Raw genomic sequence first — 15,081 nt, 5'->3', positions numbered from 1 at the left:
CTTAAGTGTGCTTTATTGCTTAAATAAAAAGATGTTCCACGTAGAACATCCTATACATTTACTTCTTTAAGTGTAACTTTTACTTTGGCAAGTTTATGGCCTTCCATGCCAAAAAGGCCCTTATGCTCTTCGGAAAGAACCTTTATATCGACTTTGTCCTTTGTGACATGAAGCCTGTACAACGCTATGTCAATGGCTTCTTTAGTGGTTCTTGCCTCAACTTCTATGCTTTTCATAATATCATCTCTGCTAGGGTCAGACCCCAGCCGGGGTCTGACCCTGATTCTACGAATGCATTATAGCACGCTGCTCAAACATTGTCAACAAAGTATTTACAAGCCAATATAACACAAGCCCCGACGGGAAATTATACATAATAAATAGAAATATGACGGGCATTATGACCATCATCTGCTGTTGCTGCTTCTGCTGCTGACTTTGCCCCGCCCCTTTTGCCGTAGAAAATTTCTGCTGAAATACCATGGCCCCTGCCATAAGTATAGGCAAAATATTTATGCTATCCCCTATCAACGGCAGGTTGAATGGCAGTAAAACCGCGTCCGGCATAGAGAGATCTTTTATCCACAAAAACCTGGCACCTCGCAATTCCAGGGATTTCATAAGGGTCTGATACAAGGCGATAAAAACCGGCATCTGCAAAATAAGCGGCAAACATCCGCCCATAGGATTTACTTGGTGCTTCTTATATAATTCCATGATCTCTTTGTTTAGCTTCTGAGGGTTGTCTTTGTGCTCCTCTCTTAGCTTATCCATATGGGGCTGAACGGTTTGCATCTTCTTCATGGATTCGTAACTTTTGCGCGATAGCGGAAATAAAACCAGATTTACCAGAACGGATAAAAGTATAACCGCAACGCCCCAATTTCTGAATACCTTATGAAAAAGCCGCAGCGCGGCTAATAGAATATTGCTGATGCCCCCAAGGAAGCCAAAGCTTGCGGCGCTCTCGATGCCATATTCGCTCATTATCTTCTTGCTGGTCGGGCCCGCGTAAAGTACAAATTTATGGGACAAAACCGACTGCGGCAATATTGCAAACTCGCTTACGCTTATAGCTGATAAGATGTTTTCATCGTCAAGCCGTTTTACCAGCAGCCCGTCCGTCGGTATATTGCTCTTGGCTATAACGGAAAAATATCTATTCTGAAGCCCGGCGTACCCGATACTTCCTTCTTTAAAAAGGCCCTTGCCCTTGGCGCCGTTGTTCCTTTTGGTTTTACCGTCTATTTCAGCAACTGCCTGAATGTAACGTTTATCTATACTACTGTCCACTCCGATATCCGCTGCGGTATTTATTGTGTAAGACGTCCTCACTTGTGCGCTACTATTATTTTTTATATACACTTCTAAGTCTATGTTATATAAGGAATTATAAAAAATATACTTCTTTACTAACTCTAGCCCGCCGGCCAATTTAGAAGAGAATATTATCTCGTTACCCTTCTCTTCCACCTTAAAACCGGTCTTTGAAAGCCCGCCGAATCCCAAACCCTCCATATTGAAGATTGCGTTCTCCGGCTTTTGAATGGCTATTAAATCCGATCCTTTGTCAGACGGCGAATAGCCGCCGTTTTTCAGCTTTATGTCTTTTATGCACCCGCCGACGCTGCTCAGCTCCACTATATACTTTTCGGTCTCTTTTATGATTATCTTCTCGGGCAGTTCCCTGGCGGCAATCTCTTCCGACGCTGTTGATATTGCAACAGCCCCCGCCCCTGCCTTCTCGCCGGGCAAAGGATACATTTTGTTAATAGGCGCCTGGGTTGTACCCGTCTCTACAACGGCGGGATAAAATTTCGCGGTATACACCTGGTAGCCGATCACCACTAAAACCGATAAGATAACTGCTAAAATAGTCTTTTTGTCCATGAACACTCCGTTTTATTTGGGTTATGACAGCGGATCGTAGCCGCTGCGCGAAAAAGGATGGCACCGTAAAATGCGTAAGGCGCCTTTGATGGAACCGCGGAAAACCCCGTACTTCTCTATCGCTTCTCTGGTGTAATGAGAACATGTGGGATGGTAGCGGCACGATGGTAACTTCAATATTGACAAATACTTATGATAAAAATCTATGCATTTAATAGCTACGTGATTAAACATTATCCTCTTGCTCTTTCCATGAGAAAAATAAGGTCTTTTTTTGCCGCTTCTGGGCCGATTGCGCCGCTATGCTGCCTTTTTATGTAGACAACTATATCGTACGGCCCGCTTTTCATCCTATCTCTGCTTGTCCTGAAAGTCTCGCGTATAATTCGTTTTACCCGCGTCCGGCTTGATGCCAGTGGAACCGCGGAACTGCTTATGGACAACCCGAGGCGATGGCAGTCCAGCCCGTTCTTCATAAAACACAGGGAAAATATTTTTCCTCTTGATAAAGTGCCCTTTTCCCGCACCCGTCGGAATTCGAAGCTCTTTTTCAGGCGGCAGGCCTTGCCGAACGAGTGCTCGCTCATACCGTCAATACTCTTTTGCCTCTTCTTCTTCTTCGCTTCAGCACCTTACGGCCGTTGCGGGTGGCCATTCTCGCCCTGAAACCGTGGGCCCTCTTTCTTTTTCTGTTTGATTTTGTCCTTAAGGTCTTTTTCATCGTTCTCCTTTTCCCCGTCGGAAAATAGAATAAGTATTAGCGGCGGAGGTTTAACCTCCGCCGCTCTACACGTCTAAAAGTGACGCCATTATACCATACGCCCGGCATTAGTCAAGAAATTTCTACTTTTCCCTTGCAAAAAAAAATTGCGTCTGCTATAATAGGCAAGCTTTGTAACCTGTGCGTTGGATTTTGGCGCAGGCGCCGGCTCTACGATCTGTCAAACTGCCTATAATGTTAGGTAGGCCGGTAAGAGGTTTTTCCCGATGTCTTTTAACCATGTGGATAACGTGTTGATAACCTTTGGATAAAACTGAAATATTTACGCTTCTCTTTTTGTTTAAATGGGTTACGAAAATGTAAATATTGTGGATAAGTGGACAAGCTAAAATAAATGACGAATAAAGAACCGAATGTTATATGGAAGCAGACGTTGGCACTGCTCAAAGAACGTGTCAGCGGGCAAACCTACCAAACCTGGCTTGAGCCTATCATCTTTGTGGAGGTAAATGACAAAGCTGTTGTTTTAGGTGCGCCTAATAAATTTTTCAAGAATTGGGTTGAAGAACATTATACAGAACACATCATTACTTCGATGGGAAAGGCCTCCGGCAAAAAAGTGGAGCTCGAGTTTGTGATTTTGCCCGACAAGGCCCAGCAACCACCGCCAGCCGGGGGAGAGGACGCCGTTAAAGACGCCCTTTTGGCTGCGGGGGCTGCAGCCAAAGTAGTTGAAGAGCCAAAAAAACCGCTTTTTCCTTTTTTTAAAAAGAACTTGCCTACCGATGAATCGAAATTAAACCCAAAAAACACTTTTGACAATTTTGTTGTGGGCCCAAGCAACCGGTTTGCCCACGCGGCGGCGCTCGCTGTGAGCGAATCTCCCGCCAAGGCTTATAACCCGCTATTCATATATGGAAAAGTGGGGCTTGGTAAAACTCATCTCATGCAAGCAATAGGCCATTATTTGCTTCAGAAGAAACCGAATATAAAATTTATTTATATCTCGAGCGAAAAGTTTACAAATCAGCTCATAAGCGCGATACAAAACAGGACAACCTTGAAATTTAGGGAGATGTACCGCAATGTGGATCTTCTGCTTATAGACGATATCCATTTTATCGCCGGCAAGGAGTCAACGCAGGAGGAGTTCTTCCACACATTCAACACGCTTTATGACGCCCACAAACAGATAGTGGTGTCCAGTGACCGCTCGCCTAAGGACATACCGGCCCTGGAAGAAAGGCTGGTTTCCAGGTTTGAGTGGGGCTTGGTCACGGATATTCAACCGCCCGACATTGAAACGCGCATCGCCATCCTGAGAAAAAAGGCCGAAAGAGCGTTAATAACCATTCCCGATGATGTCACGTATTTTATAGCTGAGGTGATCCGTTCCAATATAAGGGAGTTGGAGGGCGCTCTTATTAGGGTGGTCGCCTACGCAAAGCTTATAGGTAAGGAGATTAACCTTGATCTTGTTAAAGAAGTCTTGAAGGATGTTCTTATTGAACAGAGTAAAAAAATAACAATTGATGCTATCCAGCAAAAAGTCGCCCAGTACTTTGACATTAGGCTGGTTGACATGCGCAGTAAAAAGAGGAGCAGGGCCATTGCGTATCCGCGGCAGGTGGCTATGTATCTTGCGCGGGATTTGACCGATTTTTCATTACCTGAGATAGGCCAGCAGTTCGGTGGAAGAGACCATAGTACCGTCTTGCATGCTTATGAGAAGATACATAAAGACATAGAGGCGAAGAAGGGTGCGCGGGAAATGATCAATAAGATCTCCGGGGTTATAACGGGGGTTAATTGACCGGGTTTTCTTTGTGGATAACGTGTTGACAAGTCTTATAAGTAGCCCCTAAAATCCCTTTTTGGGAGTTTGGTTGGGGATTGTAGTAGTTTTTGGTCTGGGTTATGCTTTTGTTAACTCGTTATTGTGGATAACTATAGCACGGTTATCCACATATGCACAGCCCCTACTACGACTTCTATCTTTTTAATAAATTATAATTGTTAAAGTATAGTAGTTGTGTTACCATATGAACTTCTTGGAGGAGACATGAAAATAGAGGGAAGCAAAAACGTATTATTAAGAGGTATAACAGCCGTTCAAAACGCGATATCAACCAGAAGCGCGTTACCAATATTATCAAATATATTATTGGAAACTACCGGAAGTGGGCTAAGTATAGTCGGGACAGATCTAGATGTGGGAATAATCGCGACTATTCCCGTAAATATCAGCGCGGCCGGCTCGATTACTTTACCAGCTAAAAGATTTGCGGATATTATAAAAGAGTTGCCGGAGTCGAGCGTCACAATATCTGTGAAGAAAAATAATATGGCGCACATCACCTGTGAGAATACTCAATTCAAAATCATGGGTATACCAAAAGACGAATTCCCTAAATTACCGGAATTTAAAAACAAAGATGCGGTGAAGTTGGACCAGTCGCTGTTAAAAAATATGCTAAGCATGACGGCATTCGCAATGAGCAGAGATGAGACCAGGTATATACTAAACGGCGTTCACATGCTGATAAAAAAGAATACGATCCGGATGGTGGCGACAGATGGAAGGCGCCTGGCCCTAATAGAAAAAGAAGCAACGCTTGAGAAGAACATAGAAAAGAGCATTATAATTCCAACCAAGGCCGTCCAAGAATTATTAAGAAACTTAAAAGATGACGGTGAAGTTACCGTGTCTTTCAGCGAAAATCAAATGATGTTCAATCTTGGGGATATTGTCATAATATCAAGGCTGATAGAGGGAGAATTCCCCAATTACGAACAAGTAATACCGAAAGAAGTAAAAGAAAAGATCGTCGTGGACAGAGAAAAACTTCTCCTCGCCACAAAAAGAGCCAGTCTTCTTACGACGCCGGACTCGCAGGCGGTAAAGATAGATGTAGAAAAAGATAAAATGGTGGTGTCAAAAAATTCGCCGGATATAGGCGAGGCCAGGGAAGAGATAAGCGTTGACTATAAAGGGCCTTCGCTTTCCATAGGATTCAACCCCAATTATATAATGGACGCGCTGAAGAATTTAAACGAAGAGACGATAGGATTCGAAATTCAGGACCCCGAAAAACCCGGAGTCATAAGGACAAAAGAAAAATATATATATGTAGTCCTGCCTATGCAGTTAACGTAATATGAAAAATAAAGCGGAGCGCATAGACGGCCTGATAAAATCTCTGATAGGGAGATTGGAGCGGGATAGCGGGCCCACAACCGAAGATATAGGATCCGCCTGGAAAAGAGCGGCGGGAGAAGCGGCATTTAAGCACACAAAACCGGCCGCGCTTAGGAAGAAACGCTTAGTAATAAATGTGGATGGCTCAAGCTGGCTGTACGAGCTTACCTTAAAGAAAGAGGCCCTGCTCGCGGAGATGAGAAAAATATTGGGCGAGGATAAGATAAAAGAATTACAGTTTAGAATCGGAGAACTATAGATGGCAAAAAAAGACGGGGTAAAAGAGTATGACGCGCGGACTATACAGGTTCTGGAGGGCGTAGAGGCTGTACGCAAAAGGCCGGCTATGTACATAGGAGACACGGGCGTCGCTGGCTTACACCACCTGGTTTATGAAGTGGTGGATAATTCTGTGGACGAAGCGCTCGCCGGCTATTGCGACCACATAAAAGTAACCGTCCATGCCGATGATAGCGTTACAGTGGACGACAATGGAAGAGGCATCCCGGTAGATATCCATAAAGGCGAGGGGAAGCCGGCGGTCGAGGTAGTGCTGACAACGCTCCACGCCGGAGGGAAATTCGACCACAGGACCTACAAAGTCGCCGGCGGCTTGCACGGAGTGGGCGTCAGCGTGGTAAATGCGCTCTCCGAATGGCTTGAGGTAGAAGTGAGGCGCGATAATAAGGTGTACCACCAGGAATATAAACGCGGCAAAACCGCGTCAAAATTGACGGTTATAGGCAAAAGCGCTTCAACGGGCACAAAAGTAACGTTTAGAGCCGATAAAGAGATATTCCCTAAAACAGTATTCAGTTTCGAGACGCTTTCCAACAGATTGAGAGAGCTCGCGTTTTTAAATAGCGGCCTTTTAATAGAATTAAAAGACGAAAAGGCAGACAAGGAGAATAAATTCCAGTTCAAAGGGGGCGTAACATCTTTCGTGGAGTATCTTAATAAGAATAAAACACCTTTACACAATAAAGTAGTCTCTTTTCAGGGCAAGAAAGACGATGTAGAAGTCGAAGTCGCGTTTCAATACAATGACGGCTACACCGAAACGATATTTTCATTCGTAAATAATATAAACACCCCCGAGGGCGGGACGCACCTGAGCGGTTTGAAGTCGGCGTTGACCCGAACACTTAACCAGTATTGCAAGAATAAGAATTTATTGAAGAACGTCGAAGTGCCCCTCTCCGGCGATGATGTGCGGGAGGGCATCACCTGCGTCCTAAGCATTAAGGTACCGAATCCGCAGTTTGAGGGGCAGACTAAATCGAAACTGGGTAATTCCGAAGTAGAAGGTATAGTAGAGGCGGTCATAAATGAATCGTTAAGTTCTTACATGGAAGAAAATCCCTCGGTCGCGAATAAGATAGTGGATAAAGCGATACTCGCCGCGCGCGCTCGTGACGCGGCACGCAAAGCCCGGGAACTGACGCGGCGAAAAGGCGCGCTCGATTCCGGTTCGCTCCCGGGTAAATTGGCCGATTGCTCGGAAAAGGAAGCGGCGCTTTGCGAATTGTATTTGGTGGAGGGAGATTCGGCCGGCGGCTCGGCACGACAGGGGAGAGACAGGCGTTATCAGGCGATATTGCCTCTCAAAGGAAAGATATTGAATGTGGAAAAGGCGCGCCTGGACAAGATCCTTTCAAACGAAGAAATACGTACGATGATAAGCGCGCTAGGGACCAGCGTCGGCGAGGAATTCAATCTCGAAAATCTACGCTATAATAAAATCATACTGATGTGCGATGCCGACGTGGACGGTTCACACATAAGAACGCTTCTTTTAACATTTTTCTATCGGCAGCTGCCGAAACTTGTGGAAAAGGGCCATATATACATAGCGCAACCGCCTCTTTACAGGGTTAAGCGAGGTAAAAGAGAGGAATACATAGATACGGAAAGCGACATGGACAGCCTGCTGCTTGAACTGGGCACAGAGGGGATGCAGCTCACCAGGCTTAAGGATAAAAAGGTATTTGAAGGCAAGCAACTTCTGAATATGCTGGAGGTATTGGTGGAGCTCGATAGGTTAGCAACGGCAATTTCAAAAAAGAGAGTCCCCTTCCCAAAATTTATCTCTTTACGCAAGAAAAAAGACAAAAAATTGCCAATTTATAAGGCAAAAGTGGAGGGCGAGGACATATTTTTCTATGACGATAAAGAGCTGGCCGAAGTAACCGCAAAGCTGGAAAAGGAGCATAAGAAGGCCTTAGGTAAGTCGACTAAAGAGGAAGGCAGTAAAGAAAGCGCCGAAGATGCATATGACGCCACGAAAGCGATAGATCTTATTGAGCTTTTCGAGGCGCGCGAGATCGAGAAGCTTGTTGAGAAATTAGAAAGCATGAATATGGATATAGAGGATTACGACCCTGTTGTGGAAGATGCGCCGGTCAAAGCAAAAACGTCCGACAAGAAAGAGCCGAAGCCCCTTTTTAAGGTAGAGACCGAACATGAAAAGAGGTTTCTTGCGAGCATGCGGGAACTGGCGGCGTTTGTTAAGGAATCCGGGCGAAAGGGCATGACCATACAGCGGTATAAAGGTTTGGGGGAGATGAATCCTCAACAGTTGTGGGAGACGACCATGGATCCGGAGAAAAGGACTATACTCCACGTCACCCTTGAGGACGCCGTTGAAGCGGATGAGATGTTTACGGTGCTCATGGGAGACCAGGTCGAGCCGCGGCGCGCCTTTATATATAAATACGCCCCGCAGGTTAGAAATTTGGATATTTAAAAGGATAAAGCATGTATACGAAAAACGAAAAGATAGTTCCGGTTTATATTGAAGACGAGATGAAGGAATCCTACATAAGTTACGCCATGAGCGTAATTGTGGGCCGCGCCCTGCCGGACGTGCGCGACGGGCTTAAGCCGGTGCATCGCAGGATACTTTACGCGATGAAAGATTTGAACCTCGAACACAATAAGCCTTATAAGAAGAGCGCGAGAATAGTGGGAGAAACTTTGGGAAAATATCACCCGCACGGAGACATGGCGGTTTATGACGCGCTTGCGAGAATGGTTCAGGATTTTTCGCTGCGGTACCCTCTGATCGACGGCCAGGGGAATTTTGGTTGTTTTACAGGTGATACGAAGGTAAAGCTTACCGACGGTAGAAATCTGTCTTTCCGCGAACTAGTCGAAGAAGCGGGTAGAGGGAGGAAAAATTATACTTATACTTATAACGGCGAGAACGGCAGAGTTAAGATAGCCGAAATTAGATTGCCAAGGATAACGAAAAAGAACGCAACGTTAGTTGAAGTTGAGCTAGACAATGGCGCAAAGGTAAGATGTACGCCTAACCATAAATTTATGTTGAGAGGCGGAACTTATGAAGAAGCAAAGAACTTAAAACCGGGCGAAGCTCTTATGCCCTTGTATGCCAGATTATCATCGCATGAGGAAGATCCGAATATGGCGGGTTACACCATGATCTACCAACCAGCGTCCAACAAGTGGGATTATGCGCATAGACTTGCAGATGAATGGAACATATCGCGTCGTATTTATGCGAAAAACACGGGGAAAGTAAGACACCATCTCGATTTTAACAAGCTCAATAATAATCCGGGTAATATCCGAAGATTGCCCTGGGGACAGCACTGGCAGGAACATTATAAATTAACGGCGGACAGGCACAAGAACAATCCCGAATATGTCCGACGGTTAGCCGAAGGCAGAGCCAAATACTGGGGCACTAAAGGCGTAAGAGAAAAATATTCTCGTTTATTCAAGGAACTGAATCATAAGAATTGGGATAATCCTAAATATAGAGCGAAAATGATAGCGGCTGTAAAGAATAAATGGGAAGACCCGTTATTCAAACAACATATGAGCGAAGCATCCAGCAAGCGGCTTAAGCAACTTTGGAAAAAGCCAGGCTATAGCGCGTGGCGAGGCGGGCTTAAGTCAAAAGAGATGAAAATAAAATGGATGGATAAAAACTATGCTGCCCATATGGCCGAGGTTACGCGGCAGCATTCTTATAGTATGTGGGCCAACCCGGAACATAGGGCGCATATTACTCAGCTTAATAGAGAAAGAGCTCAAAAACCTGCCGTAAGAAAACAAATGGCAGAACTATCAAAGAGGCTTTGGGAAAACCCCGATTACAGAAGCACGTTTATGCCCATCCTTGCTGAAAATGGCAAAAAAGCTCATTGTTGCAGATTTCTGAAAGTTTGCGAAAAGGCCGTATTAAAATATGGCCGTATAAATTCGGAACATTATGAGAAAGAAAGACTTAATTACGGCTCTAGAAAAGGCGAGGGCATTGTTACTTATGACAAAGGCTTAGAAAAGTACTTTGGGGGAGACATTTCCGATGTATATGAGATTTTATATGCTAGAGACATTCTTCCTGCCGAGCAACCGGCAGCTAAAGCCGAAGCCGTATTAAATCATAAAGTCGTAAGCGTTAAAAAATTGAACATCAAAGAAGACGTTTTTGACTTAACGATAGATGAGACACACAATTTCGCGCTCGCAGACGGGGTATTCGTGCATAACTCGATCGACGGTGACGCGGTGGCCGCGATGAGATACACAGAAGCCAGGCTGGCGCATATTACAGATTGGATACTTGCCGATATAGAGAAAGAGACGGTTAAATTTGTCCCGAATTTCGACGACACGCTAAAAGAGCCTACGGTATTGCCGGCGGCGCTGCCGAACCTTTTGATAAACGGCTCAAGCGGCATAGCGGTCGGGATGGCGACGAATATCCCACCGCACAATTTAAGAGAAGTGACCGACGGTGTCGTGGCGGTGATAGACGACCCCGAGATCGACATAAAAGACCTAATGAAACATATAAAGGGGCCGGACTTCCCGACGGGAGGTATAATCTGCGGTAAGGACGGCATAATATCGGCGTATAAGACGGGCCGCGGGAAAATCACGCTTCACGCGAAAGCCAATACAGAAGACCTGAAAAGCGGCAGACAGCAAATAGTGATAACGGAAATACCTTACCAGGTAAATAAGACGAATCTGATTGAATCAATAGCGGATCTGGTGCAGTCGAAGCGCGTAGAAGGTATAAGCGACATAAGGGACGAATCCGACAAAGACGGCATGCGCATAGTCATAGAACTTAAGCGCGACCAGACCGCCGAGGTCATATTAAACCAGCTTTATAAGCATACGCAGATGCAGACGACATTCGGCATCATCATGCTCGCCCTCGTCGACAACCGGCCGGAAGTGCTCAATTTGAAGGAAGTGATATCGCATTACATAAAATTCCGCAAAGAGATAATAACCAACAGGACAAAATTCGATCTTGCGAAAGCGGAGGATAGGGCGCATATACTCGAAGGCCTGAAGATAGCGCTGAAGAATCTCGATAAGATCATAAGTTTAATAAAGAAGTCTAAGGATCCCAAGGCCGCAAAAGACGCGCTGATGAAACAATTCGAATTTTCTGAGCGGCAAGCCCAGGCGATACTTGAGATGCAGCTGCAACGATTGACAAATCTTGAGCGCGAAAAGATAGACAACGAATACATGGAACTTCTCAAAAAGATAGAATATCTCAAGAACATTCTCGCGAGCGAAAAGAAAGTGCTGGAGATAATAAAGACAGAAGCGCTCGATTTAAAGAACAAATTCGGCGATGAGAGAAAGACCGCGATCCTGGGCAAGGTGGAAGAGCTCGAGATGGAAGACTTAATCGCCGAGGAGGATGTTGTCATCACTATAAGTCATTCCGGTTATATAAAGAGGCTCCCCGTTTCGTCATATCGCAAGCAGAAGAGGGGCGGCAAGGGAGTGACGGGCGCGGAGATGAGAGAAGAGGATTTCGTCGAAGACATATTCATAGCATCAACGCACGAGAGCATGCTCTTCTTTACCGATAAAGGCAAAGCGCATCTTTTAAAAGTTTATGATATCCCACAGGCGAGCAGACAGTCGAAAGGCAAGGCCATTGTGAACCTCTTAAGCCTTGCGCAGGGCGAGAATCTGGCGTCAAGTATGCCCGTCAAAGAATTTAAAGCGGGAAGATATCTATTTATGGTGACAAAGAACGGTACCGTTAAAAAGACGGAACTAACGGAATTTGAAAATATAAGGCGCAGCGGCATAAACGCTATCAACATAGAAAAAGACGACACGCTCATAAATACCCAACTCACCGGAGAGGGCGAAGAGATATTTATCGCGACTAAAGAAGGGAAAGCGGTACGTTTCCCGGAGAAGCTGGTGAGGAGCATGGGTAGAAACGCCACAGGCGTGCGCGGCATAAAGCTGGGCAAAAAAGACGAGGTAATCGGCATGGCCGTTTTGAAGGACAAGAAAGCGACCTTATTGAGCATTACAGAGAAAGGTTTCGGCAAAAGAACGCCAGTCTCCGAATACCGCCTGACGTCACGAGGCGGGTCCGGAGTTATCAACATGAAGGTTACGGCAAAGAACGGCCCCGTAGTCGGGCTCAGAATGGCCTCCGACAAAGATGATATCATGCTGATGACTCATGAGGGCATGGTAGTCAGGTGCGCCGTAAAGGACATAAGGACAACCGGCCGCGCGTCGCAAGGCGTGCGGATAATAAAACTTGACTCAAAAGATAGCGTTGTAACCATGGCAAGCGTGGTGAAAGAAGATGATGCCGCGGACACGCAGCTGCCCGCCTGAGGCGGGTCCCCGCCACAAGGTGTAGGCGGGCACGGCGCCTCCGGCGGAAGCCAAAAGCGTAAATAAGGGGGATATGATGAAGCTGAACGCAAGGGCTTTAGGTTTTTCCGTAGGGTTGATAGGTGGCATAATTATTTTATTGTTAACTCTTGGTTCGCTGTGGACTGCCAGGGTATATGGCAAGTATTGTCTATATTCACTGGCTTCCGTATTGCCCGGCTACGATATAAGTACCAACGGCGCTTTGCTGGGCCTATGTTACGGCTTCGCAGGCGGATTCGGAGCGGGTTGGCTTGTAGCAAAACTTTATAATTTCTTCGCAAAAGAATAATTTCATAGCGTCCCCATCGTCTAGTCTGGCCTAGGACACGAGCTTTTCAAGCTTGCGACTGGGGTTCAAATCCCCATGGGGACGCCAATTTGGACGCTCTTTTGAACCATGAGCGTCAGCAACAAGGGCCCCGCAGTCACTTTGGGGGCCTGTTTTATTTTCAGAGGTATTACTGAGGTTACTGAAGTTATTATGGGGTACGTTGGGCAGATTACAGGCAATCTCGGCAAAGGGCTGACCGATGTATGCCCTGAGCTCGATATGATCCTCAGACATCGTTATGGACTTAATGATGGACTCTAGCAGGGTCTTTTGAGCTTCCAGCGGGGCCGTGCCTATATGCTTCATTACAAACCGGATATTCGAGTATAAGAACTCGCCTGAGTCGGCAGATATCTGAGTCACGCGGCGCCGGGCTTCGAGCTTTGACAGCTTGTCTTCAAGAGTGAGGATTTCAATATCCGCAGCATCCATCTTGGCCTTATAAGCGGGGCCTTTTGATACAGCGCCTTCCATCGCAAGAGTAAGCAGCTTATCGGCCGTATGCCTTGCGTCTTTTAGCTTATTCTCGATTTCCGTGATGGATTTTTCGACTTTAGAGAGCTTGTCTTTCGAATCGTGGATAGCATCGCCTATGGCATTTACCACGATATCCTGATCCTTCGAGGCCCGCCTGAAGAAGTCGATCACGGCTTTCTCGAAACCTATGGCAGGAATTTTTGAGGCATCGCATCCCATTTTCTGGAAGGCGCGGCTGCAGGCATAGTAGTAGAATTTTCTGCGGCCCCGGCCGTAGGCAAAATAGGATATGTAGGAGCTGCCGCATTTACCGCATTTGATAAGCCCGTTTAACCCGGATTTTGCAATAGCTTCTTTTCTTAACGCGCAGGTAGTGATATAATTGTCTATAATATTAGGGGTTACGACAACGCATGTAAAAATGACGGAGGCACAAAAAGATGCAGGCAATAACAAAGAATATCCAGTGGGAATTTACCGACAGGAAAGTAACGGCATGGGGCGGGATGCGGATGTTCAAAGAGTTTTTAGATCGGACAGAAATTAGAAAAGTTCTAGAGGAATCCTGCCTGCCATGGCCTGCATCGAACTGCGGATATAATCCTGTCCAAGTTATAGAAAGTTTTTGGGTTAGCGTATGGTTGGGCGGAGTAAGATTCTCCCACACTGCAATGGTGCGATTCGATGATGCCTTAAAAGAGATTTTTGGATGGAACCGTATGCCCTGCGTAAGCACCTATACGAGATTTTTTAAGAAGTTCAACAGAGAATGTGTTGATAATGTTTTTGGCAAAATTAACAAATGGTTTTTTGAACAAATTCCTGAAAAGACCATTACGCTTGATTTAGACTCTTCGGTTATAACACGTTATGGAAGTCAAGAAGGCAGTCTCGTTGGATATAATCCGCGTAAACCCGGCAGGCCAAGCCATCATCCAATTATGGCTTTCATCGCGGATATACGCATGGTAGCTCATAGTTGGTTAAGGCCAGGCAATACGGGAAGCGCCAACGGAGCAAAAGTATTTTTGTCCGAAACTATGGATATATTAGGCAAGCATCGTATTGGCTTATTGCGGGCCGATGCCGGATTCTTCGACGGAAAATTTATTGATGATATTGAAAACAAAGCCTTGGAATATATTATTGCCGCAAAGATGAATTCTATAATAAAAGGTAAAATCCAAGCGATAAAAAATTGGACAAGAATTGACAATGGAATCGAATGCGGTGAATTTGAATATCAGGCCGGATCATGGCAAAAAGCGCGCAGGATTACAGCTATTCGCCAATTGGTAGAAGAACGGCCGCAAGCCGGCGGCAAATATCTTTTTGATATGCATGACTATCGATATCAAGCTTGGGTTACAAACCTCGGCCTGCCTGCGCCTGAAGTCTGGCGGCTATACAGGCAAAGAGCTGATTCTGAAAATAGAATCGAAGAATTAAAACATGATTTTGGCCTAAATGGGTTTTGTACGAAAGATTTTTACGCGACTGAAGCCGCATTCAGATGTGTTATGGTGGCATATAATTTGGTTAGTCTGTTTAGGCAGGCGGTTCTCGGCCTTAAAATACAACCTCGATTACAGACGATAAGATTCCAATGCTTTGCAATAGGAAGCTGGATTGGGAAAAAATACCGCCAAAAAGTGCTTAAGGTCTCTTTGGCTCAAAAACGAAGGCCATGGTTTGAAGGATTGTTTGCTAAAATTGATGAATTTTCGTGGGCTACAGCGTTTAAAACTTAAATTCTATTGCAAAATCCGGGTT

General features: G+C 45.5%; 12 protein-coding genes, 1 tRNA gene and 1 pseudogene. 8 read left to right on the top strand and 6 right to left on the bottom strand.

The window, feature by feature from the left end:
* Window positions 1–50: 50 nt before the first annotated feature.
* The 5 genes from KKI13_03155 to rpmH are packed head-to-tail and all read right to left on the bottom strand — an operon-like array spanning window position 51 to window position 2,611.
* Window positions 51–236, bottom strand: coding sequence for a Jag N-terminal domain-containing protein (locus tag KKI13_03155; protein MBU4488050.1), 186 nt, complete (start codon window positions 234–236; stop codon window positions 51–53).
* A gap of 49 nt (window positions 237–285) precedes the next feature.
* Window positions 286–1,890: a membrane protein insertase YidC gene (gene yidC / locus KKI13_03150; protein MBU4488049.1), complete on the bottom strand. Its 1,605-nt coding sequence runs from the start codon at window positions 1,888–1,890 to the stop codon at window positions 286–288.
* A gap of 21 nt (window positions 1,891–1,911) precedes the next feature.
* Window positions 1,912–2,124 carry a membrane protein insertion efficiency factor YidD gene (gene yidD / locus KKI13_03145; GenBank protein MBU4488048.1) on the bottom strand — a complete coding sequence of 71 codons (213 nt, stop codon included), beginning with the start codon at window positions 2,122–2,124 and terminating at the stop codon, window positions 1,912–1,914.
* The gene (rnpA, locus tag KKI13_03140) at window positions 2,124–2,477 is read right to left on the bottom strand and encodes a ribonuclease P protein component (protein MBU4488047.1); all 354 of its coding nucleotides are present in this window, start codon (window positions 2,475–2,477) and stop codon (window positions 2,124–2,126) included. The genes yidD and rnpA overlap by 1 nt, the downstream gene beginning before the upstream one ends.
* On the bottom strand, window positions 2,474–2,611 hold the full coding sequence (gene rpmH / locus KKI13_03135) for a 50S ribosomal protein L34 (GenBank protein MBU4488046.1): 138 nt from the start codon (window positions 2,609–2,611) through the stop codon (window positions 2,474–2,476). Before rpmH ends, rnpA begins: the two co-directional genes overlap by 4 nt.
* Window positions 2,612–3,005: 394 nt before the next feature.
* Here rpmH and dnaA point away from each other — a divergent pair, with 394 nt between their 5' ends.
* From dnaA to KKI13_03100, 7 genes are all read left to right on the top strand, one after another.
* Window positions 3,006–4,424: a chromosomal replication initiator protein DnaA gene (dnaA, locus tag KKI13_03130; GenBank protein ID MBU4488045.1), complete on the top strand. Its 1,419-nt coding sequence runs from the start codon at window positions 3,006–3,008 to the stop codon at window positions 4,422–4,424.
* 249 nt (window positions 4,425–4,673) lie between these two features.
* Window positions 4,674–5,768, top strand: a complete 1,095-nt coding sequence (gene dnaN, locus KKI13_03125) for a DNA polymerase III subunit beta (protein ID MBU4488044.1) — start codon at window positions 4,674–4,676, stop codon at window positions 5,766–5,768.
* 1 nt (window position 5,769) lies between these two features.
* Window positions 5,770–6,069 carry a DUF721 domain-containing protein gene (locus tag KKI13_03120; GenBank protein ID MBU4488043.1) on the top strand — a complete coding sequence of 100 codons (300 nt, stop codon included), beginning with the start codon at window positions 5,770–5,772 and terminating at the stop codon, window positions 6,067–6,069.
* Window positions 6,070–8,556, top strand: a complete 2,487-nt coding sequence (gene gyrB / locus KKI13_03115; GenBank protein MBU4488042.1) for a DNA topoisomerase (ATP-hydrolyzing) subunit B — start codon at window positions 6,070–6,072, stop codon at window positions 8,554–8,556.
* A gap of 11 nt (window positions 8,557–8,567) precedes the next feature.
* A complete protein-coding gene (gene gyrA, locus KKI13_03110; protein ID MBU4488041.1) occupies window positions 8,568–12,458 on the top strand; it encodes a DNA gyrase subunit A in 3,891 nt (1,296 codons plus the stop codon).
* A gap of 73 nt (window positions 12,459–12,531) precedes the next feature.
* Window positions 12,532–12,789, top strand: coding sequence for a hypothetical protein (locus KKI13_03105; GenBank protein ID MBU4488040.1), 258 nt, complete (start codon window positions 12,532–12,534; stop codon window positions 12,787–12,789).
* Window positions 12,790–12,798: 9 nt separating this feature from the next.
* Window positions 12,799–12,876: transfer RNA gene (locus KKI13_03100), tRNA-Glu, on the top strand.
* 594 nt (window positions 12,877–13,470) lie between these two features.
* Here the strand turns inward: KKI13_03100 and KKI13_03095 are convergent.
* Window positions 13,471–13,782 (bottom strand): annotated as a pseudogene (locus KKI13_03095) (zinc ribbon domain-containing protein).
* On the opposite strand from KKI13_03095, the gene KKI13_03090 reads away from it, so the two are divergent.
* Entirely contained in the window at window positions 13,749–15,059 is a 1,311-nt protein-coding gene (locus KKI13_03090) for an IS1380 family transposase (protein MBU4488039.1), read from the top strand. The pseudogene KKI13_03095 and the gene KKI13_03090 overlap by 34 nt on opposite strands.
* Window positions 15,060–15,081 lie beyond the last annotated feature (22 nt).

This window comes from Candidatus Omnitrophota bacterium (genome assembly GCA_018894435.1).
Taxonomy (GTDB): domain Bacteria; phylum Omnitrophota; class Gorgyraeia; order JAHIPI01; family JAHIPI01; genus JAHIPI01.
The sequence above is the reverse complement of the archived record's forward strand: the minus strand, read 5'-3'. Positions and strand labels throughout refer to the sequence as shown.

Bases quoted from the DNA above. Each gene is read 5' to 3' on its own strand.
- KKI13_03155 (MBU4488050.1), bottom strand. From the start codon at position 236: ATGAAAAGCATAGAAGTTGAGGCAAGAACCACTAAAGAAGCCATTGAC.
- yidC (MBU4488049.1), bottom strand. From the start codon at position 1,890: ATGGACAAAAAGACTATTTTAGCAGTTATCTTATCGGTTTTAGTGGTG.
- yidD (MBU4488048.1), bottom strand. From the start codon at position 2,124: ATGTTTAATCACGTAGCTATTAAATGCATAGATTTTTATCATAAGTAT.
- rnpA (MBU4488047.1), bottom strand. From the start codon at position 2,477: ATGAGCGAGCACTCGTTCGGCAAGGCCTGCCGCCTGAAAAAGAGCTTC.
- rpmH (MBU4488046.1), bottom strand. From the start codon at position 2,611: ATGAAAAAGACCTTAAGGACAAAATCAAACAGAAAAAGAAAGAGGGCC.
- dnaA (MBU4488045.1), top strand. From the start codon at position 3,006: ATGACGAATAAAGAACCGAATGTTATATGGAAGCAGACGTTGGCACTG.
- dnaN (MBU4488044.1), top strand. From the start codon at position 4,674: ATGAAAATAGAGGGAAGCAAAAACGTATTATTAAGAGGTATAACAGCC.
- KKI13_03120 (MBU4488043.1), top strand. From the start codon at position 5,770: ATGAAAAATAAAGCGGAGCGCATAGACGGCCTGATAAAATCTCTGATA.
- gyrB (MBU4488042.1), top strand. From the start codon at position 6,070: ATGGCAAAAAAAGACGGGGTAAAAGAGTATGACGCGCGGACTATACAG.
- gyrA (MBU4488041.1), top strand. From the start codon at position 8,568: ATGTATACGAAAAACGAAAAGATAGTTCCGGTTTATATTGAAGACGAG.
- KKI13_03105 (MBU4488040.1), top strand. From the start codon at position 12,532: ATGATGAAGCTGAACGCAAGGGCTTTAGGTTTTTCCGTAGGGTTGATA.
- KKI13_03090 (MBU4488039.1), top strand. From the start codon at position 13,749: ATGCAGGCAATAACAAAGAATATCCAGTGGGAATTTACCGACAGGAAA.